At 72.3% G+C, this 18,221-nt stretch carries 20 protein-coding genes; 13 read left to right on the forward strand and 7 right to left on the reverse strand.

Annotation, left to right across the window (positions count from 1 at the left end; translation table 11 throughout):
• Positions 1-39 precede the first annotated feature (39 nt).
• Positions 40-621, forward strand: coding sequence for a TIGR03086 family metal-binding protein (locus tag CS0771_RS25215; RefSeq protein WP_212843310.1), 582 nt, complete (start codon positions 40-42; stop codon positions 619-621).
• 83 nt (positions 622-704) lie between these two features.
• Positions 705-1,424: a DUF4184 family protein gene (locus CS0771_RS25220; protein WP_212843311.1), complete on the forward strand. Its 720-nt coding sequence runs from the start codon at positions 705-707 to the stop codon at positions 1,422-1,424.
• Positions 1,425-1,509: 85 nt separating this feature from the next.
• Here the strand turns inward: CS0771_RS25220 and CS0771_RS25225 are convergent, their stop codons facing one another.
• On the reverse strand, positions 1,510-1,722 hold the full coding sequence (locus CS0771_RS25225; RefSeq protein WP_212846034.1) for an RNA-binding S4 domain-containing protein: 213 nt from the start codon (positions 1,720-1,722) through the stop codon (positions 1,510-1,512).
• Positions 1,723-1,763: 41 nt separating this feature from the next.
• Positions 1,764-2,873 carry a M20 family metallopeptidase gene (locus tag CS0771_RS25230; protein WP_212843312.1) on the reverse strand — a complete coding sequence of 370 codons (1,110 nt, stop codon included), beginning with the start codon at positions 2,871-2,873 and terminating at the stop codon, positions 1,764-1,766.
• Between the two features lie 46 nt (positions 2,874-2,919).
• Between CS0771_RS25230 and CS0771_RS25235 the strand changes: the two genes are divergently transcribed.
• Entirely contained in the window at positions 2,920-4,008 is a 1,089-nt protein-coding gene (locus CS0771_RS25235) for a winged helix DNA-binding domain-containing protein (protein ID WP_212843313.1), read from the forward strand.
• 6 nt (positions 4,009-4,014) lie between these two features.
• Here CS0771_RS25235 and CS0771_RS25240 read toward each other — a convergent pair whose 3' ends face one another.
• Positions 4,015-5,082 carry a hypothetical protein gene (locus tag CS0771_RS25240; RefSeq protein WP_212843314.1) on the reverse strand — a complete coding sequence of 356 codons (1,068 nt, stop codon included), beginning with the start codon at positions 5,080-5,082 and terminating at the stop codon, positions 4,015-4,017.
• Positions 5,083-5,181: 99 nt separating this feature from the next.
• Here CS0771_RS25240 and CS0771_RS25245 point away from each other — a divergent pair, with 99 nt between their 5' ends.
• Entirely contained in the window at positions 5,182-6,261 is a 1,080-nt protein-coding gene (locus CS0771_RS25245; RefSeq protein ID WP_212843315.1) for a calcium:proton antiporter, read from the forward strand.
• Between the two features lie 28 nt (positions 6,262-6,289).
• On the opposite strand, the gene CS0771_RS25250 is transcribed toward CS0771_RS25245, so the two are convergent.
• The 4 genes from CS0771_RS25250 to CS0771_RS25265 all read right to left on the reverse strand — a co-directional run bounded on the left by CS0771_RS25250 (position 6,290) and on the right by CS0771_RS25265 (position 9,765).
• Positions 6,290-6,889 (reverse strand): TetR/AcrR family transcriptional regulator, encoded by a 600-nt coding sequence (locus CS0771_RS25250; RefSeq protein ID WP_212843316.1) that lies wholly within the window; start codon positions 6,887-6,889, stop codon positions 6,290-6,292.
• A 15-nt stretch (positions 6,890-6,904) separates the two neighbouring features.
• Positions 6,905-7,636, reverse strand: a complete 732-nt coding sequence (locus CS0771_RS25255; protein ID WP_212843317.1) for an ABC transporter ATP-binding protein — start codon at positions 7,634-7,636, stop codon at positions 6,905-6,907.
• Positions 7,633-8,757, reverse strand: a complete 1,125-nt coding sequence (locus CS0771_RS25260) for an ABC transporter permease (RefSeq protein ID WP_244871020.1) — start codon at positions 8,755-8,757, stop codon at positions 7,633-7,635. The genes CS0771_RS25255 and CS0771_RS25260 overlap by 4 nt, the downstream gene beginning before the upstream one ends.
• A gap of 129 nt (positions 8,758-8,886) precedes the next feature.
• The gene (locus tag CS0771_RS25265) at positions 8,887-9,765 is read right to left on the reverse strand and encodes a hypothetical protein (RefSeq protein ID WP_212843318.1); all 879 of its coding nucleotides are present in this window, start codon (positions 9,763-9,765) and stop codon (positions 8,887-8,889) included.
• Positions 9,766-10,315: 550 nt separating this feature from the next.
• Between CS0771_RS25265 and CS0771_RS25270 the strand changes: the two genes are divergently transcribed.
• Genes CS0771_RS25270 through CS0771_RS25310 form a run of 9 tightly spaced genes read left to right on the forward strand, consistent with a single transcriptional unit; the run spans position 10,316 to position 18,171 of the window.
• The gene (locus CS0771_RS25270) at positions 10,316-11,272 is read left to right on the forward strand and encodes a 3-oxoacyl-[acyl-carrier-protein] synthase III C-terminal domain-containing protein (protein WP_212843319.1); all 957 of its coding nucleotides are present in this window, start codon (positions 10,316-10,318) and stop codon (positions 11,270-11,272) included.
• Positions 11,269-12,171 carry a diiron oxygenase gene (locus CS0771_RS25275; RefSeq protein ID WP_212843320.1) on the forward strand — a complete coding sequence of 301 codons (903 nt, stop codon included), beginning with the start codon at positions 11,269-11,271 and terminating at the stop codon, positions 12,169-12,171. Before CS0771_RS25270 ends, CS0771_RS25275 begins: the two co-directional genes overlap by 4 nt.
• On the forward strand, positions 12,161-12,421 hold the full coding sequence (locus CS0771_RS25280) for a hypothetical protein (protein ID WP_212843321.1): 261 nt from the start codon (positions 12,161-12,163) through the stop codon (positions 12,419-12,421). Before CS0771_RS25275 ends, CS0771_RS25280 begins: the two co-directional genes overlap by 11 nt.
• A complete protein-coding gene (locus CS0771_RS25285; RefSeq protein ID WP_212843322.1) occupies positions 12,418-13,329 on the forward strand; it encodes a hypothetical protein in 912 nt (303 codons plus the stop codon). The genes CS0771_RS25280 and CS0771_RS25285 overlap by 4 nt, the downstream gene beginning before the upstream one ends.
• Positions 13,330-13,345: 16 nt before the next feature.
• Entirely contained in the window at positions 13,346-14,452 is a 1,107-nt protein-coding gene (locus CS0771_RS25290) for an SDR family oxidoreductase (RefSeq protein ID WP_212843323.1), read from the forward strand.
• A complete protein-coding gene (locus tag CS0771_RS25295) occupies positions 14,449-15,039 on the forward strand; it encodes a ferritin-like domain-containing protein (RefSeq protein WP_212843324.1) in 591 nt (196 codons plus the stop codon). Before CS0771_RS25290 ends, CS0771_RS25295 begins: the two co-directional genes overlap by 4 nt.
• Before the next feature lie 3 nt (positions 15,040-15,042).
• Positions 15,043-15,312 carry an acyl carrier protein gene (locus tag CS0771_RS25300; protein WP_212843325.1) on the forward strand — a complete coding sequence of 90 codons (270 nt, stop codon included), beginning with the start codon at positions 15,043-15,045 and terminating at the stop codon, positions 15,310-15,312.
• A complete protein-coding gene (locus CS0771_RS25305; protein ID WP_212843326.1) occupies positions 15,305-17,596 on the forward strand; it encodes an MMPL family transporter in 2,292 nt (763 codons plus the stop codon). The genes CS0771_RS25300 and CS0771_RS25305 overlap by 8 nt, the downstream gene beginning before the upstream one ends.
• Positions 17,593-18,171, forward strand: coding sequence for an isoprenylcysteine carboxylmethyltransferase family protein (locus CS0771_RS25310; protein WP_212843327.1), 579 nt, complete (start codon positions 17,593-17,595; stop codon positions 18,169-18,171). Before CS0771_RS25305 ends, CS0771_RS25310 begins: the two co-directional genes overlap by 4 nt.
• Positions 18,172-18,221 lie beyond the last annotated feature (50 nt).

Consider the following 18,221-nt stretch of genomic DNA (forward strand, 5'->3'; position numbering starts at 1 on the left):
TTCAAGCCCCTTCCGCTGCCAGCTGCCTAACGTGGCCGTATGACGACCATCTCGAACCTACTGCGCGCCTCGGCCGACCGGGCGGCGACGGTGCTCGCCGCGATCCGCGACGAACAGCTCGGCGCGCCCACCCCGTGCGCCGAGTACCACGTGGGCGACCTGATCAACCACCTGTTCCAGGTCGTCGGCAACTTCGAGGGCCTGGCCCGCAAGGAGCCCACCGACTGGTCGAGCACCCCGGACGTGCTCGGCACCGACTGGCGTGCCCGCTTCGTCACCGAGACCGATGCGCTGGTCGCGGCCTGGACGCCGGAGTCGGCACTGGAGGGCGTGTCGGTCAACATGGGCCTGCCCCAGCTGACCATCGGCCGGATGGTGCTGCTCGACCTGGTGCTGCACCCGTGGGACCTGTCCGTGGCCACCGGGCAGGAGTTCATCCCCGACGCGGGTGCTGTCGCCGAGCTGCACATCCTCGCCGACGACCTCGGGGACCTGCCGCGCAGGATGGGCGTGTTCGGCGCGGAGGTGCCGGTCCCCGCCGACGCCGACCCGTTCACCCGCCTGCTCGGCCGCGCCGGCCGCGACCCGCGCTGGCGCTCGCCCGCAGCTGCCCGGCGCTGAGTCCGCAGGGCCGGGCAGCCCGGTCAGGGACGGTTCCCCGTCGTGGGAATGACGCGGCGCGCCCCAGCGGATAGCCTGCGGCGGTGCCGCTGACGTTCCCCTCGCACGCCGCGCTGCCCCTGCCGCTCAAACTGTGGCGGCCCCGCTGGTTCGACGGCGTGGCGCTCGTGGTCGGGGCGGCCGCGCCGGATCTGGCGTACGCACTGGACGGCTCCGGGCTGCCGGTCTTCCCGCTGTCGCACCAGTGGCCGGGGCTGATCCTGTTCTGCCTGCCGGTGACGCTGGTGTGCGCGGCGCTGGTGCGGAGGGCGGCTCCGCTCGTCGCCGCGCACCTGCCGGCCCGCCCGGCCGTGCTGGCGCTGCGCGACTACGGCGTGCTCGGCACCGTCCGGCCCGCGCTTGCCGTCAGTGCGGCCTCGGCCCTGCTGGCTGCGGCGAGCCACCTGCTATGGGACCGCATCACCGAGCCCGCGCCGGTGCTGGACCTGGCCTCCAGCGCGGGCGGAGCGCTCGCCGCGCTGGCGCTGGCGGTACACGCCGGGCGGTCGGGTCTGCTGCGGACCTGGCACGGCACGCCTCCGGTCCGGCCGACCCGGCCGTGGCTGTTCTGGACCGTCGCGGTGGCCGTGACCGCCGCCGGTGCGGCCGTCGCCACCCGCCTACCGGGTGCGTTCCTGCTACATACGACCGGGGCCAGGCTCATCCTCGCGCTCGCCGCGGGCCTGCTCACCGCAGCCGCCGCCACCCACCTCACCACCCTCGCCCGCCCGGCCGCCACCGCCGACCCGGGTTCGCAACTCTGAAGCAGATGCGCGCTCCCCGGCTGTGAAGACCGCGACTCCGTAAGAGTCGCGCCACGGCGGGCGGGCCGCGCGGGGCAGGGGTGGGTCAGGCGACGCGGAGGCGGTGGGTGTCGATGGCGACGGTGTCGCCGCGGTGCAGCTGGCGGCCGCGGCGCAGCTCCACCTCGCCGTTCACGGTCACGTCGCCGTCTGCGATGCGCAGCTTCGCCTCGCCGCCGGTCTCGATCACCCCCGCCAGCTTGAGGAACTGGCCCAGGCGGATCATGTCGTCGCGGATCGGTATGTCGGTCACGCCCATATCATCGCGCAGCAGCTCGCGGCCGGAGCCACGGTGTGCCGTCACGGCCGTCCGGGCAGACCCTGCAGCAGTTGGCGCAGGGCGCGGTGGTACGGCATGACCGTGGTCAGGTCGGCGTACTCGTCGGGGCCGTGCAGGCCCGCGCCGCCGATGCCGAAGATGACCGCGTCGATGCCGCGCTGGGAGTAGAAGCGGCCGTCGGCGGCGCCGTGCTTGCGCAGGAAACCGGCCGGGAAGCCCTGGGCCTGCGCGGCATGCCGCAGTGCCACCACCTCCGGCCGGGTCCGGTCGGCGTGGTGCGGCGCGTCGGCGTGCTCGACCGCGACCGTGACGCCGGGACCGCAGATGTCGCCGAGGCGGGCGGCGATCTGCTCGGCGGTACGCCCGTCGAAGCCCGGCTCGCCGGGCGGGAAGCGGATGTCCAGCCACGCCTCGGCTGCCGCCGGGACCTGGTTGAAGGCGCTGTTCGGGGTGTCCAGCCGGGCCAGGTTCACCGTCGTGGCCCAGGCTTCGGTCTGCGGCAGCGGGTAGGCCTGGTGCAGCGCCCGCACCGCCGCCATGATCGTGAGCAGCGCGTTGTCGCCGTGCCACGGGTAGGCGCTGTGCGCGGCCCGCCCGGTCGCGGTGAGCCGGGCCTGCAGGATGCCCTTGGAGTCGGTGACGATCTCCAGCCCGCTCTGCTCGCCGATGACCACGAACTGTCCGGTGACGCCCTGTTCGAGCTGGTGCAGGGTGCCGTTGCGCCCGCCGACCTCCTCGTCGGTGACCAGCTGCAGCGCGAGCGGGTACGGCAGAACCGGGGCCAGCTCGGCGAACACGTACGCCATCACCAGCGCCGACACCTTCATGTCCTGGGTGCCGCGGCCGTAGAGGCGCTCGCCCTCGCGCCGGGCCGTGAACTGCTCCGGTGCCCCGGGCACCACGTCCAGGTGCCCGTTGAGGATCACGGGGAACGCCGGGCGGGGTCCGTCGACGGGCCGGTACAGCAGCGCGCTCGGCTTGCCGGCGGACTCGAACCGTTCGACGGTGAATCCCGGTCCCACCACGCCGAGCACCAGGTCGAGCGCGCGGTGCAGGTCGGCGGGGCGGTCGGCGGTGGACGGCACGGCGATCAGGTCGGCCGCCGTGCGCAGGAACGGCTCCAGCTCCATCCCGCCATCCTGCCCGGTGTCACCCCTCCCGGCTAGCATCGCGGCAATGGATGCTCTGCGGCTCGCCTCCTGGCGGATGCACAACCTCGGGCTGCGCGCACCGGGCGACGGCACCCCGGCCGGGGTGGTCGCGCGCCTGGGCGCGGTGCAGTCGCAGGACTACGGACCCGCCACCTGGTCGGTCGGCGCGCGCATCGCCGGGGCGGGGGAGGCCGCGGTGCACGGCGCGTTCGCGGAGGGCGCCGTGCTGCGCACCCACGTGCTCCGGCCGACGTGGCATTTCGTCGCGCCGGAGGACATCGGCTGGCTGCTGACGGTGACCGGGCCGCGTGTCCACCAGCTCAATGCCTACTACTACCGGCAGCTCGCGCTCGACGAGCCGCTGCGGGAGCGCTGCGACGCGATGCTGGTGGAGCTGCTCACCGGCCGGCAGCTGACTCGTAAGGAGCTGGCCGCCGAGTTCGAGGCCGCGGGCATCGGCACCGAGGGCTTCCGGATGGCGTACATCCTGATGAACGCCGAGCTGAACGGCCTGATCTGCAGCGGCGCGATGCGCGGCAGGCAGCACACGTACGCGCTGCTGGCGGAGCGGGCGCCGCAGGCTCGGCGGCTGGACGCCGACGCCGCGCTGGCCGAGCTGACCCTGCGCTACTTCACCAGCCACGGCCCGGCCACGATCAAGGACTTCCGCTGGTGGTCGAGCCTCACCCAGGCGGAGATCCGGCGCGGTCTGGACCTGGTGCGCGGCAGCCTGGACAGCCTTGAGGCGGACGGCCTGACCTACTGGTTCGCGGGCGCGCCGCCCACGGCCGCCGACGCGGACCCGCCGGTCGCGCACCTGCTGCAGGGGTATGACGAGTACATCGTCGGCTACTCGGAGAGCAAGCACCTGCTGAACGTCGCCGGGCTGGGCAGCGGGCAGCGCTGGGACCGCCCCGTCTACAACGGCGTGCTGATCATCGGGAGCCAGTTCGCGGGCCACTGGAAGCGCACCGTCGGCCGCCGCGAGGTCGCCGTCGAGGTGCTGGTCTACGCGCCGCTCGACGGTGCCCAGGCCGACGCCGTGCAGGCCGCCGCCGACCACCACGGCCGCTTCCTCGGCCTGCCGGCCACGGTGACCACCAAGGTGCTGTAGCCGCGTTCAGCCTGGCCGGACCGCGCCCGAGTTCTTCGAGACCATCAGCCCGGACACGTCCACCGCTTCGAAGTCGGAGCCCTGGAGTTCCTTCAGCGCCCGCAGCGCGTCGTTGGACCAGCGCTCGTCGGGCGCGCCGGACAGGTACCACGGGGAGCCGTTGTCGGCGACGACGACGCCGTAGGTCTTCATCGCCTCGGCGATGATGCGGGCCTGCCTGGGCAGCTTCGACGTGTCGACACTCGCCTTGAGGCGCAGGCGCAGGCCCATCGGCGGCAGGTTGGCGTCCGAGGAGCCGGAGGCGGCGTGCCGGGCGGGCCAGACGTAACTGTTGCGTGAGCGCGGCACGGTGATGCGCAGCGCGTGGCCGATCCGCCCGGCGGCGACCTCCTCGTAGCGGACCAGCCCGGCGAAGACGGACAGCCCGGCCGCGTCGGCCGAGGTCCAGCCCGCGGGGCGCAGCCTGTGCGAGCGGAGGTCGAAGATCGCGCCCGACCCGGCCCGCCAGCCGGACCCGGACGGGTAGGCGGCGTACAGCTCGTACACCTTGCACGCGGCGGCGTCGTACAGGATGACATGGCGGTCGCCGTCGCTGCCGCGCCCGCCCTCGACCTTGGCGTCGGTGGGGACGGGGTAGGGGCCCTCGTCGCTCTCGGACGCGTACTCGAAGCTCACCTTGACGGTCTGCTGACCCGGCTTGACCTTGGTGACCGGGATGCCGATCGGCGCGCCCTCCCAGGTGCCCGAGCCGAAGTCGGGGTGCATGTGCGCGGCCGCGCCGATGCTGCTCACGTAGGCCGCCGACGAACGGTGCACGGGCAGCTTCGACACGTCGGCCCGCCACACGCTGTCCGCGGGGAACACCCCGCATGCGGCCGCGGACGACGGGGAGGCGGCCGCGCTCGGGCCGGGGGTCGCCACCGCGGCGGACGGCCCGGGGGTGGCCGAGCCGGGCACGAACACGGGGGAGGCCGGTGCGGCCTCGGGCGTGGCGCTGCCGCAGGCGGCGAGTCCGAACACGGCGGTCAGCGCGGCCAGCCGCCGCCATCCTGCGGCGCGGGAACCTGAGAGCACGCGCCGAATCTAGTGCCGCCGGGCGGCGCGGGCACGGCCGGCTGCCCTGATGCGAGGATTACGCAGGTAGAAGCGGTTTGTCCGCCGTAGCCTCGGTACATGCTGAAGACCGCGCGCGCCCTGTCGTGGTGGGCGGCGATCCCGCCGCTGACCGCGGTAGTGCTCGCGCTCGCCTGGGGACGGCCGCTGTCCGCCCCGGCCATCGTCATCGTGGCCGTCGCGCTGGTCGCCGCGGTGGTCGTCGCGGTGCACCATGCCGAGATCGTCGCGCACCGGGTCGGTGAGCCGTTCGGCACGCTCATCCTCGCCATCGCGGTCACCGTCATCGAAGTCGGCCTGATCATCATGCTGATGACCTCGGCGGGCTCTGGTCCGTCGCCCCTGGCGCGGGACACGGTGTTCGCCGCCTTCATGATCGTTTGCAACGGCGTGGTCGGACTGTGCCTGCTGGTCGGCGCGCTGCGCCATCGCGAGGTGGAGTTCCACGTCGAAGGCGTGACCGCCGCGCTGGCCACGCTGAGCGCGGTCGCCACGTTGGCCCTGGTGCTGCCCGCGTTCACCATCAGCGCGCCCGGCCCGGTCTACTCGGGCCCGCAGCTCGCCTTCGCCGGTGTGGCCTCGCTGGTGCTGTACGCCTCGTTCGTGTTCGTGCAGACGGTCCGGCACCGCGACTACTTCCTGCCGGTGGACACCGGCGAGGACCACCACGCCGACCCACCCACCCGCAAGGCCGCCTGGCTCAGCCTCATGCTGCTGCTGGTCTGCCTGGTGGCGGTGGTCGGCTTGGCCAAAATCGAGGCCCCGGCGATCGAGAAGGCCGTGGTGGCCGTGGGGGCGCCGCACGCCGTGGTCGGTGTCGCGATCGCGCTGCTGGTGCTGGCGCCCGAGACGGCCGCGGCGGTGCGCGCCGCCTCCCGCAACCGGGTGCAGACCAGCTTCAACCTGGCCCTGGGTTCGGCGCTGGCCAGCATCGGCCTGACCATCCCGTCGCTCGCGGTCGCCTCGATCTGGCTGCCGAACACGCTGATCCTCGGGCTCAGCCCGAAGGACATGGTGCTGCTGGCGATCACCCTGATCGTCACCGTGCTGACCGTCGCGCCCGGCCGGGCCACCCTGATGCAGGGCATGGTGCACCTGACCCTGTTCGGCGTCTTCCTCTTCCTGTCCTTCGTGCCCTGAGCATGACGGCACCGCAGAGCCGGCCGGGCTACTTCTCGGGCCGATTCCCGCCAGCTGCGTGCAGGTATGGCGCAAGCAGCTGCTTGACGAGCTCTCGAACGCCGTCCGGCGGGACTCCATTCTCGATCATCTGGGACCCCGCCCGCACCACTGCCTGGATCAGCTCGGCCATGTGCTCGGGCTGCGTCGACCCCGACCGGGCGAGCGCGTCGACGAGCGGCACGCGCAGCTGCTCGTGCAGCACCCTGCTGGATTCGGCCAGGGCGGCCCCCGGCGCCGCCATGGCCAGGCCGCGCATGACGGCGTGCTCGCCCTGGGCGACCAGCTCCAGGTTGGCGTCCACGTACGCCAGGACCTGCTCGGCCGCGGTCGCCGCCCGGTCCATGCGCTGGGCGACGAAGCCCGACCAGCGGGGGAACATATCCGCGATGACCGCTTCGAGCAGGTCTTCCCGTGATCTGAAGTACTGGTAGACGCTGGGGCGTGCCAAGCCTGCCCGCTGCGCGACAGCGGACAGGCTCGGCGCCTCGGTTTGTCCCGAGGCAAGGATCTCACGGGCAGCGTCGAGCAGGGCACGGCGCTGTAACGAACGGTGCTCGGCGACCGTGGCCGCCTGAATCCTCGGCACGCACCCTCCCCGCGGTCATCTCCTGCTCAGTGCACCGTCCATCATCTCGTAGACGGAATCGCAGAAGTGCAGCACCTCGGTGTCGTGGGTGACCATCACCGTGGCGACCCCGTGCCGGCTGGTCTCCCGGGCGAGCATCTGCACGATGTCGCGGCTGCGCGCCTGGTCGAGGGCAGCGGTGGGCTCGTCGACCAGCAGCAGCCGCGGCCCGGTGACCAGCGCGCGGGCTATCCCTACTCGCTGGCGCTCGCCGCCCGAGAGCTGATGGGGCCGCCGGTCGGCTTTGCCTGCCATGCCGACCTCGGCCAGCAGCTCCATGGGGTCACGGTGGACCGCGCCCGCTGACGCGAAGCGGGTCGGCAGGCGCAACTGGTCGAGGGCGGTCAGCGCGGGCAGCAGGTTGCCGGACTGGAAGACGAAACCCACCAGCTCCCGCCGCAGCGCGGTCCGGGCCCGGCGGGAGGCCGCCGTCATCGGCCGCCCGGCGATGGTCACCGTTCCCGAATCCGGCACGGCCAGTCCGCCGGCGACCGCCAGCAGGCTGGACTTACCGGATCCCGAGGGGCCGACGATGGCCGCGAATTCGCCCGCGGCCACGGTGAGGTGCACGCTGTCGAGTGCGCGTACGGTGTCGTCGCCGTCGCCGAGCCGCAAGGTCACGTCCCGCATGGTGAGGCCGTCTCGCGGCGTGGGGTCGAGAGAGGCCGTGGTGGAGGCCTGCCGGCTGGTCTCGGGGTGAGCGTTCATCGGTTTCCTCCCAGTGCGGTCGCCGGGTCGACGGCGGCGATGCGGGCGATGGCCACCGCTGCTCCGGTCAGGCCCAGGCCCACCAGCAGTGCGGCGGCCAGCACCACGGCTCGCGCCTCCAGTGCGAACGGCACGCCGCCGCCCACCAGGGAGCCCAGCCCGACCCCGGCGCCGATGCCGACGGCGGCCGCGGCCAGCAGCAGCACCAGCGCCTGCGCCAGCCCGTCGCGCAGCAGGTAGCCGGTGGGCGCGCCGAGCGCGCGCAGCACGGCGAGTTCGTGCTTGCGCTGGATGGTCCAGACGGTGAAGAACGCGCCGGCGACGAGTGCGCAGATCAGGTACAGGAACACCTGGATGAGGGTCAGCGTCGACGTCTCGGCGGTGTAGCCGGGAGAGGCGCCGTACGACTCGGCCAGGGTCATGCTTTCCGTGCCCGCGGCGGCGTCGCCTGCAGCCAGATCGACGCCGTCGCCCCGGACCGCGACCGCGGTGATCTCCCGCCGGGCGCGATCGGGGACGGGCTCGTCCGGCCCGGCGCCCGCGTGGATCGCCTGCCATGCGGCCAGCGGCAGATACGCGACGTCGACGTGGCCGAAGGTGTGCTGTTCGGCCAGCACGCCGACGACGGTGAGCCGGGTGCCGAGCCGGTCCACGGTCACGGTGTCACCCAGTCGCAGGCCCGCATCGACGGCGGTGCTGCTGACCACGATGCCGTCAGGGGCTGCCAGCGGTGCCCCGGTGGCGACCTGTGGGGCGAGGAACGAGCCGGGGTCGACCCCGAACAGCGCGAGGTCGATCTCGACGCCCGAGCCGCTGCGGGCGTTGATCAGGGCGCTGCCGAACGGGGCGGCCTGGGTCACACCCGGCCGGCGGGACCAGACGTCCACCGTGTCGAGGCTGATGACGCTGCGAGTGAACGCGGCGTCACGTGCGACGCCGTGGTTGAAGGCGAGTGAGGTGACCGGCAGTTGCTGCAGCCCGGACACGCCGTCGCGGACCAGGCCCTGGGACAGGCCGGAGAGGAGGACCATGAGCACGGCGATGAGAGCGATGACCGCTCCCATCAGCGCGAAACGGGCACGGGCGAAGCGGAGCTCGCGGACGGCTAGGAACACGGGCACCGTCCGACCTCTTTTGCTGACAACATGTCGGCATCTTACTGACACGGTGTCGGCAACCTGGTGGGCGGGTGGCGCCGACCGCCCGCCGCATACGTCCGGCAGGTGGGAGAGCGCCCGGCAGCCGTCACGTCATTCGGGCTCGTCCTGCGCCGGGCCGTCGTCGACCGCTGTCGCGATCGCCCCACCACCCCGGCTGACCAGGCCCAGTTCGGCGGCCCGCACGCCGGCCTGGAAGCGGGAGGTCGCGCTCACGTCGCGCATCATCTCCGCCACGTGCCGCCGGTAGGTGCGGACCGACATGCCGAGCCGCCGCGCGGCCACCTCGTCCTTGGTGCCCGCGCCCAGGTAGGTCAGGACCGACTGCGCCGTCTCCTCGCGCAGCTTGTCGCTGAGCCGGGCGATCTCGGCCAGGGGAGTGCCCGCACCCCAGCTGACCTCGAAGACGCTGCAAAGGAAGTGCACCAGTGGCTGGGCGGCCAGCAGCACCGTCTGCGCGCCGGCCCGGTCGTCGGCGCTGTTACGGAGGATCGCCTCACGGCCGTCGGTGATGACGAGGTTCTGGCCCTGGAAGTCCCACGACCGGAAGCCGGGGTGGTCGCACAGCGCCCGGTCCGCGGCGGCCAGCGGGCCGGTGGCCGAGGCCGGCACCAGCGCCTTGACCTGGACGCCGCGCCGGTCGGCGTGCCGGAGCAGGTCGACGGTGTGGTTGCGGCGGTCGTCGGCGATGTCCCCGGCCGACAGCACGCACAGCACCTCGCGGCGCGCCCGCATGATCGCCTCGCCCGCCACCGCGTGGAACACCGCGTCGTCGCCGGGCAGGTGGCGGATGTGGTGGCCGTTGCCGCGCCGCCGCGACATGGCCCGTTCGATCAGCTCCTGGGCCTGGGACAGGACCGTCTCCACCTCGTCGTGGTGGTCCGGTGCCGGCTCGAACGGACGTGACCTGGGGTGACCTGCCCGGGGTTCGTGGAACCCCCGGTGCGGCAGGCCGCTCTGCGATGCCTTCATCAAAACTCCCCCCGAGTTTCGGACTGCTGGCAGGAACATGACGTGCTCGAATGTTTCGGCCGCGCGCCCCTCCACGCACGTAGCCATCCACAAACTACGATCGGGATGTTTCCGGCCGATGTTCCCGTCCGTACACGTGTGGCGACTGCGCAGCTGTACAGAGCCTTGTCCGGGCGGCACGGCGCTTCAAGATCACGAGCCTAGGCCAATGTGGACGGTCCCGCAATCACGGAAAGGTGTCAGCAGGGCGAACGATGGCGCTGATTGGGGTCAGACCGGCGCATTGCCGACGCTGACCTGCGCCTGCGACTCGGCCGCCCGGGCGGCTGAGAACAATGTCACCTGCGTAGACAACGATCTCCGTCGCATCGGCGACAGGCGTCCGGACTTCGGGACGGCGGCTTGGCAGCTTGTGGTCACACTCCGCCCGCCGGCGGCTCCTCCGCTGGCAGCTTGCTGCGGCGACGTTCCGTTCGGCTTGCGCGCTGCGGTTTCATGGACCCCGCCCACGGACGGGCAGCAGGCTGGAGCGACCGCGAGGGGATGGCGCATGTCCAACGTGTACGTGAGCGACTTCGTGTACGCGCTCGGCTCCCGCAAGACACACGTCACCGAGTCCGAGGCGGCCGGACGGCTGCTGTCGTCGGCCGAGGACCTGGAGTCGGCGGGCTTCGCCTGGCACCACCTGTGCGAGCCGGGGGAGTCCGCGTACGGCCTCGCCGAGGCGGTCACCCAGCAGCTGGCCGAGACCGGCCGGCTGACCGGGATCGACGCCATCGTCTACGCCACCTGCCTGCCGCTCAACGGCAACGCCGGCGACCCGGCCGAGTTCGCCCGCACCCGCGACGTGAAGCACCTGATGGACTTCCCGGCCAGCCGCCTGCAGGCCGCCTTCGGCCTCACCGACGCGGTGGTGCTGGGCCTGAACCAGCAGGCGTGCACGGCGATGCCGGGTTCGGTGCGCCTGGCGGGCGCGCTGCTGGCCGCCGAGCCGAGCTGGCGCAAGGTGCTGTGCGTGACGGCCGACCGCTTCCCGGACGGCGCGATCTACGAGCAGGCGTACAACCTGATCTCCGACGGCGGCGCGGCCTGCCTGGTGGGCCGCGAGCCGGAGGGCTTCCGGCTGGTGAGCGCGCACCAGATCACCAACGGCGCGCTGGGCCAGGCCACCGACGACGAGACCGTCGGCTCCTACTTCTCCTTCACCCACCGGCTGTTCCGGGAGTCGCTGGACCGGGCCGGGCTCACCGTCGCCGACGTGGACTGGGTGGTCACCCAGAACACCAACGACAAGGCCTGGCAGATCCTCGCCCGGCTGCTCGGCGTGCCGCTCGACCGGGTGTGGTTCCCGTCCATGCCCGACGCCGGGCACATCATCTCGGCCGACAACATCGTCAACCTGGCGCAGCTGATCGCGTCCGGGCAGCTGCGGCCAGGCCAGCGGGTGGTGCTGATGATGGCCGGCTTCGGGCTGAACTGGCAGAGCCTGATCCTGGAGGCGGTGTGACCGTCACCGCCGCCGCGCGGCTGCGCGATGCCATCGCGTCGCTGAAGGAGACCTCGGACCGGCTCAGCCGGCTGTCGCAGCGCTCCTACCAGAATCCGTACACGGCCGTGGACTGGCCGGAGTCGGTGGACCCGGAGACGGAGTGGTTCAGCTCGCCGGAGCTGCTCAGCCTGTACGGCACGCCGGTCTGGGACACCCTGGACGAGCGGGCGCGCTGCCGGCTGGCGTTCCACGAGGCGGCCAACTTCTACAGCCTCAACATCCACGGCGAGAAGGGCCTCATGCAGGGGCTGGCCGCCCGGCTCTACCGGCGTGACCTCGCCGACGTGGCCGACTACCTGCACCACTTCCTCGACGAGGAGAACAAGCACAGCATCTTCTTCGGCGGCTTCTGCACCCGCTACGCCCGGGTCTACCCGACCAAGCAGGTGTCGTTCGAGGTGAAACGGCCGCGCGACGTGGAGGACTTCCTGTTCTTCGCCCGGGTCATGATCTTCGAGGAGATCGTCGACCGCTACAACTGGTGGCAGGGCCGCGACGAGCGCCTGCACCCGGTCGCCCGCTTCATCAACAACAACCACCACTTCGAGGAGGCGCGGCACCTGATCTTCGGGCGCCGCCTCGTCGAGGCGATGTGGCGGGCCTGCGCCCCCGCCTGGGACGACGAGCTGATCGAGGACGTGCGCGAGCACCTCACCCAGTTCCTCGTCACCAGCTGGCGCGAGTACTACAACCCCGGCGTGTACGCCGACGCCGGGCTGGCCGACCCGTACGACCTGGCCGAGCAGGCCTGGGCCGCGCCCGCGCAGCGCGAGCACCGGCGGCGCACCTCCACCAAGCTGCTCGGTCACCTCACCTCCACCGGAATCCTGGTCAAGGAGCCTGCCGATGCATTCTGAGCCCGAGATCCGCCAGGCGCTGCGGGAGTGGATCCTCGGCAAGGCCAGGGACCTGGACCCGGCCGAGCTGACCGGCACCACCCCGCTGTTCGAGCGCCGCTACCTGCGCTCGCTGCACGTGCCGGAGCTGCTGCTGCTCCTGGAGCGGCTGCGCGGCGAGCCGATCGACGTGGAGGACCTGGGCGCGGGCGACTTCCGCGACATCGACACGCTGCTGGCGAAGTTCGGCCCGGCGCGGGCGGCGTCGTGACCGTCACCGTGTCGGCGGGGCTGTCCTCGATCGGGCTGCGCTGGTACGAGACCGGCCAGGCCGGGCTGAGCGGCCCCCTGCTGCGCCTGGCGGAGGAGTGCGACCGGGCGTTCCGTACCCTCGCCTCGGTCTGGGAGGCGGCCGACGAGCGGCATCCGGCCGCGCTGCCCGCCGAGCGGCTGCAGCGGCTGGACTACCTGCACTCGTTCCCGCACCAGGCGACGTTCCCGGTCCGGCTGGACCCGGCCCATCTGGACGAGTTCCTGGCCGGGGAGCCGGTCACCGAGAGCGGCGCGGTGGACCTCACCCCGCTGGCCCCGGTGACCTCGGTGCTCACCCCGGCCGCCTGCTACCACCTCTACCACGCGCACGAGGGCAGCAGCTTCTCCGCGCCGGTGTACCTGACCACCCGCAACACCTGCTACCGGCACGAGGAGCGCTACGAGCCGCTGCGCCGCCAGTGGGCGTTCACCATGCGCGAGATCGTGTGCCTGGGCACGCAGGACGAGACGGAGGCGTTCCTGGCGCAGGCCCGCGCGGTGACCGACGAGTTCCTCGGGCTGCTGGACCTGCCGGTGGCGTGGCCGACGGCGACCGATCCGTTCTTCCGGCCGCGCGACAACCCGCAGTACCTGATGCAGCGGCTGCAGCCGAGCAAGCACGAGGCCACCTACGGCGGCGACCTGGCCATCGCGTCGGTGAACCTGCACCACGACCACTTCGGCGCGGCGTTCGGCCTGCGCCGGGCCGGGCGCCCGGTGAACACCGCCTGCCTGGCCTTCGGGATCGAGCGCTGGCTGTGGGCGATCACCGACCGGCACGGCCTCGACCCGTCCGACTGGCCGTCGCCCGCCCAGGCGGCGGTCACCGTGGCCACCCGCACGGTGGCCCGCGAGGTGCAGCTGTGAGCGAGGGAGCACGCGCATGCGCATCCTGATCACCGGAGCCGACGGCTACCTGGGCCGCCGGGCCGTGTCGGCGCTGCTGGAGACGACCGACGGCGAGTTCGTGCTGGCCGTGCGCGCCGCCGACGCGGCCGAGCTGGCCGCCAAGCGGGAGCGGCTGGACGCCGAGCTCGGCCGCGCGGCGCCGGGCCGGGTCACCGTGGTCGGCGCGGACCTCACCCGCGACGACGCGCTCGCCGAGGTGGACCCGCGCCGGGTGACCGCGATCGTGCACGCCGCGGCCGTCACCCGGTTCAGCGTCGACCGGGAGACCGCGCAGCGGGTCAACGTGGACGGCACGGTGCGGCTGGCCCGGTTCGCCCGGCGCTGCCCGGACCTGGGCCGCTTCACGCTGCTGTCCACGCTGTACACCGCGGGCCGGCACACCGGCGACGTGCCCGAGCGACGCCACGAGGACGCCGGGTTCGTCAACTTCTACGAGTGGTCCAAGTGGCGGGCCGAGCAGCACCTGTTCGACAGCGGGCTGCCGCTGTCGGTGCTGCGGCTGCCCACCGTCATCGCCGAGGACGACGGCGGCACGGTGGGGCAGTACAACGCCTTCCACAACACGCTCAAGCTGTTCTACTACGGCCTGCTGTCGCTGATGCCGGGCGAGCCGTCGACCCCGCTGGCGCTGGGCACCGCGGCGTTCACCAGCGCGGCCGTGGCGCACCTGGTCCGCCCGGAGGTCCCGGCCGGGATCTACCACGTGACCCCCGACCCGGCGCAGACGCTGACCCTGGGGCAGCTCATCGACCTGACGTTCGACGTGTACGAGCGGGACGACAACTTCCGGCGGCGCAACCTGATGCGCCCGATCTACTGCGACCGGCAGAGCTTCGACGACATGGTGGACATCGCCCGGCGGCTCAAGGGCGGCCCGATCGAGCAGGCGGTGGCCTCGGTCGCCCCGTTCGGCACGCAGCTCTACCTGCACAAGACGTTCCGCAACGAGGCGCTGCGCGCGGCCTGGCCGGGCTACGCGGCGCCCGATCCGCTGGCGCTGGCCGACGCGGTCTGCGACCACCTGGTCGCCTCGCGCTGGGGCCGGCAGCCGGTGACCCGTCAGCTGGAGGGCGCGCTGTGAACAAGCAGGCCGTGAGCGAGAACGAGCGCTGGCTGCTCAGCTACTACCGGGCCTCGGAGATCAACGGGGCGCTGTTCTTCGGCCGGGTGGCCCGCACCGTACGCGGCCCGCTGCTGGTGGACGTCACGCACCACTTCACCGACGAGGCCAACCACGCCAACTACTGGACCAGATGCCTGGACGACATGGACCTGACGCCGGTCCCGCAGAACCGCGCCTACCAGGACCAGTACCTGGAGGCGGTCGGCATGCCGGCCAACGTCATGGAGGTCATGGCGATCACCCAGGTCTTCGAGAAGCGGGTCATCGGCCAGTACGGCCGCCACCAGCGCTACGCGGGCACGCATCCGCTGGCGAAGGCGACCATCCAGAAGATCATGCTCGACGAGCGCTGGCACGTGAAGTACGTCCGCGACGCCCTGGCCGACCTGGCCGGCAAGTACGGCGCCGAGCTGATCGACACGACCCTGGCCCGGTTCACCGCCGCCGACGACGAGGTCTACGCCAAGACGCTGGCGGAGTACGGCCAGCGCCTGGAGTTCCTCGGCGAGACCACCGAGCACTACCACGGAACCGAAACGGAGTAAGCGATGCAGGCCACCTTCGCGGCCGTCGCCGAGCGGATCAGCGTCACCTCGGGTGTCGCGGTCGACCGGCTGCGCCCCGAGACGACGCTGAAGGAACTCGCTCTCGACAGCTTCCTGCTGGTCGAGATGGCCGTCGACCTGCAGGAGGAGTTCGACGCCATCTTCACCCAGGAGGACCTGCACCGGGTGAGCACCGTCGGTGACCTGGTCGAGCTGCTCAACACCACGCAGGCCGCCGACGTGCGGGCGCGGTCGGCGGCGAACCATGGCTGAGCGTTTCGCGCACGCGATCCGCCGGTATCGGTGGCTGCTGCTGGCCGCCTGGCTCGTGGTGCTGACCGGGGCCGGGGTCGCCGCGCTGCCGCTGGCCGGCAAGCTCAGCGGCGGCGGCTGGTACGTCTCGGGCTCCGACTCCCAGCTCGCCGCCCAGGCGCTGCGCTCCGGCTTCACCGGCCGGGGCGAGAGCAACCTGGTCGTGCTCGTGCACGACGAGCGGCACACCGCCGCCGACCCGCAGTTCGCCGAGCGCGCCGGGCGGGCGGTGCGGGCGGTCCTGGACGACGAGCGGCTGGACGCGGCCAGCTCGTACGGCTGGCTCAGCCTCACCGGCCCCGGCCGGGACGCGTTCGTCGGCGACGACCGGCGCACCGTGGTCACCCTGGTCGGCCTCGACGTCGACGACGGCACCGCGCGCCGGGTGCTGCCCGGCGTGCAGGGCGAGCTGGCCGACCGGTTCGCCGCCGAAGGGCTGCGGGTGTCGCTGGTCAGCGCCGCGTCGCTGTTCGGCGAGATCAACGCGCTGAGCCAGAGCAGCCTCACCGAGGCGGAGCTGATCGCGTTCCCGCTGATCCTGGTCATCCTGCTGTGGCTGTACCGCAGCGTGGTGGCCACCGCGGTGTCGTTCGTGGTCAGCATGACCGCCCTCGGCCTGACCTTCGGCCTGCTGTCCCTGCTGGCGAGCCGGTTCGAGCTGTCCATCTTCGTGCAGAACGCGGCCACGATGATCGGCCTCGGCGTCAGCGTCGACTACTCCCTGATCATCATCTCCCGGTACGCCGAAGAACTGCGGCGCGGCCGCGACCGCTTCGAGGCGCTGGTCACCACGCTGCGTACCAGCGGCGAGACGGTGCTGTTCTCCGGCCTGATCGTGGCCCTGTCCACGTCCGCGCTGTTCCTGGTGCCGCTCAACGTGATCGGCTCGATCGCGCTGGGCATCGTGCTGGTGGTCGCGTTCGCCGTGCTCAGCAGCGTGCTCGTGCTGCCCGTGGTGCTCTACCTGCTCGGCGACCGGGTGCTCAAGGGCGCGGTCAAGCTGCCCGGCGGCCGGGCCCGCTCGCTGGAGGTGTCCGAGAACCCGTGGTACCGGCTGGCGATGCGGATCATGCGCCGTCCGGTGCTGTGGCTGCTGCCCCCGGCGATCGCGCTCATCGCGCTGGCCGTGCCCGGCCTGGGCATGAGCACGTTCACGCCCGACGCCAGGGTGGTGCCCGAGTCCTCGCCGGTCCGCTACGGCTACGACCTGATGCGTGAGCAGTTCGGCTCCGGCGCCGCCTCACCGATGCAGGTGGTGGTGACCGTCGCGGGCGACCTGACCGACGCGCACGGGGCGGCGCTGACCGGCCTGGCCGAGCGCCTGCGCGCGCTGCCACACGTCGAGCGGGTCGACTCGCCGCTGGACGTGCTGCGCGCGGTGGATCCGGCCCGGCCGGTCGCGGCGCTGGCCGCGCTCGACCGGCTGCCGGCCGACGCCCGCCAGACCGTCGAGCACTTCGTCTCCGCCGAGCGCGACACCGTCGTGCTGGAGGTCATCCCGGACGACCATGCGGCCAGCCCGGGTGTCATCGCGCTCTACGACCGGGTGCGGGCCGAGGTCGCGAAGCTGCCGCAGGACAGCCTGCGCGGCGTCGTCGGCGGCGAGACCGCCGAGGGCGTCGACGCCAACCAGGCCATCAGCGACAAGCTGCCGTACGTCCTGGGCATCATGCTCCTGATCATCTACGTGCTGCTGCTGGTGACGTTCCGGTCGCTGCTGCTGCCGCTGAAGGCGATCGTGCTCAACCTGCTGTCCGTCGGTGCGACGTTCGGCCTGCTCGCGATCGTGTTCCAGCACGGCTTCGGGGTGGAGCTGCTCGGCACGGTCAGCCACGGGTACGTGCAGAACTTCGTGCCGATCCTGCTGCTGGCCATCCTGTTCGGGCTCAGCACCGACTACGAGGTGTTCCTGCTCAACCGGGTCCGGGAGGAGTGGCAGCGCACCGGCGACGACACCGTCAGCGTCGCCACCGGCCTGGCCCGCACCGCGCCGCTGATCTCCGGTGCGGCGGTGCTGATGCTCGCCGTGTTCGGCGCGTTCACCCTCACCGGCATCAACCCGATCCAGCAGCTCGGCTTCGGCCTGGCCGTCGCCGTCGCGCTGGACGCCACCCTGATCCGCCTGGTCATCGTGCCCGCCTCGATGCGCCTGATGGGCCGGTGGAACTGGTGGCTGCCGGGCCGCCGCCCCGCCGCCCCTGTCCCGTCACCCGCTCTGCCCGTACGAGAGGACGCCCTGCGTTGAACGAGCCCGTCCTGGTCCTGCTGACCCTGAACTTCGCGTTCATCGGCATCCTGCCGCGGATCTTCTTCCGGTCCGACGGCACGCTCAACGCCCGCTGGTGGGCGACGGCGAGCCCGTTCTTCGTCGCGTGCCTGTTCCTGGTCGGGGCGTACTTCGCCGGCTGGGCCGCGCTGGCGCCCGCGTCGTGGTCGCGGTGGCTCGCGGTGGCCGCGGTGCCGTTCAGCGTCGCGTCGGTGGCCCTGATCTGGATGACGCTCGGCACCCACCGCATCCCGATCTCGCTGTGGCACCAGGAGAACGACGCGCCGCGCAGCATCGTCACCTACGGGGCGTACCGCTGGATCCGGCACCCGTTCTACGCGTCGTTCATCTTCGCGCTGTTCGCCGCGCTGCTCTACCACCCACACTGGGTCACCGGCGCGACGTTCCTCTACGGCGTGATCGCGCTGAACCTCACCGCCGCCCGCGAGGAGCGCCGCCTGGCGGTCTCCGAGTTCGGCGCGGAGTACCAGGAGTACATGGGTCGCACCGGGCGGTTCACGCCGAGGCTCGGCGCACCCGTCAGGGTCGCCTGACACGCGGCTCCAGGGATGCGGGGGTGTCCCTGGAGCCGCCTTCTCCGCAG

Source organism: Catellatospora sp. IY07-71 (assembly GCF_018326265.1).
Lineage (GTDB): Bacteria > Actinomycetota > Actinomycetes > Mycobacteriales > Micromonosporaceae > Catellatospora.

Bases quoted from the DNA above. Each gene is read 5' to 3' on its own strand.
- CS0771_RS25305 (WP_212843326.1), top strand. From the start codon at position 15,305: ATGGCTGAGCGTTTCGCGCACGCGATCCGCCGGTATCGGTGGCTGCTG.
- CS0771_RS25225 (WP_212846034.1), bottom strand. From the start codon at position 1,722: ATGGGCGTGACCGACATACCGATCCGCGACGACATGATCCGCCTGGGC.
- CS0771_RS25235 (WP_212843313.1), top strand. From the start codon at position 2,920: ATGGATGCTCTGCGGCTCGCCTCCTGGCGGATGCACAACCTCGGGCTG.
- CS0771_RS25245 (WP_212843315.1), top strand. From the start codon at position 5,182: ATGCTGAAGACCGCGCGCGCCCTGTCGTGGTGGGCGGCGATCCCGCCG.
- CS0771_RS25265 (WP_212843318.1), bottom strand. From the start codon at position 9,765: ATGAAGGCATCGCAGAGCGGCCTGCCGCACCGGGGGTTCCACGAACCC.
- CS0771_RS25255 (WP_212843317.1), bottom strand. From the start codon at position 7,636: ATGAACGCTCACCCCGAGACCAGCCGGCAGGCCTCCACCACGGCCTCT.
- CS0771_RS25230 (WP_212843312.1), bottom strand. From the start codon at position 2,873: ATGGAGCTGGAGCCGTTCCTGCGCACGGCGGCCGACCTGATCGCCGTG.
- CS0771_RS25280 (WP_212843321.1), top strand. From the start codon at position 12,161: ATGCATTCTGAGCCCGAGATCCGCCAGGCGCTGCGGGAGTGGATCCTC.
- CS0771_RS25290 (WP_212843323.1), top strand. From the start codon at position 13,346: ATGCGCATCCTGATCACCGGAGCCGACGGCTACCTGGGCCGCCGGGCC.
- CS0771_RS25215 (WP_212843310.1), top strand. From the start codon at position 40: ATGACGACCATCTCGAACCTACTGCGCGCCTCGGCCGACCGGGCGGCG.
- CS0771_RS25300 (WP_212843325.1), top strand. From the start codon at position 15,043: ATGCAGGCCACCTTCGCGGCCGTCGCCGAGCGGATCAGCGTCACCTCG.
- CS0771_RS25270 (WP_212843319.1), top strand. From the start codon at position 10,316: ATGTCCAACGTGTACGTGAGCGACTTCGTGTACGCGCTCGGCTCCCGC.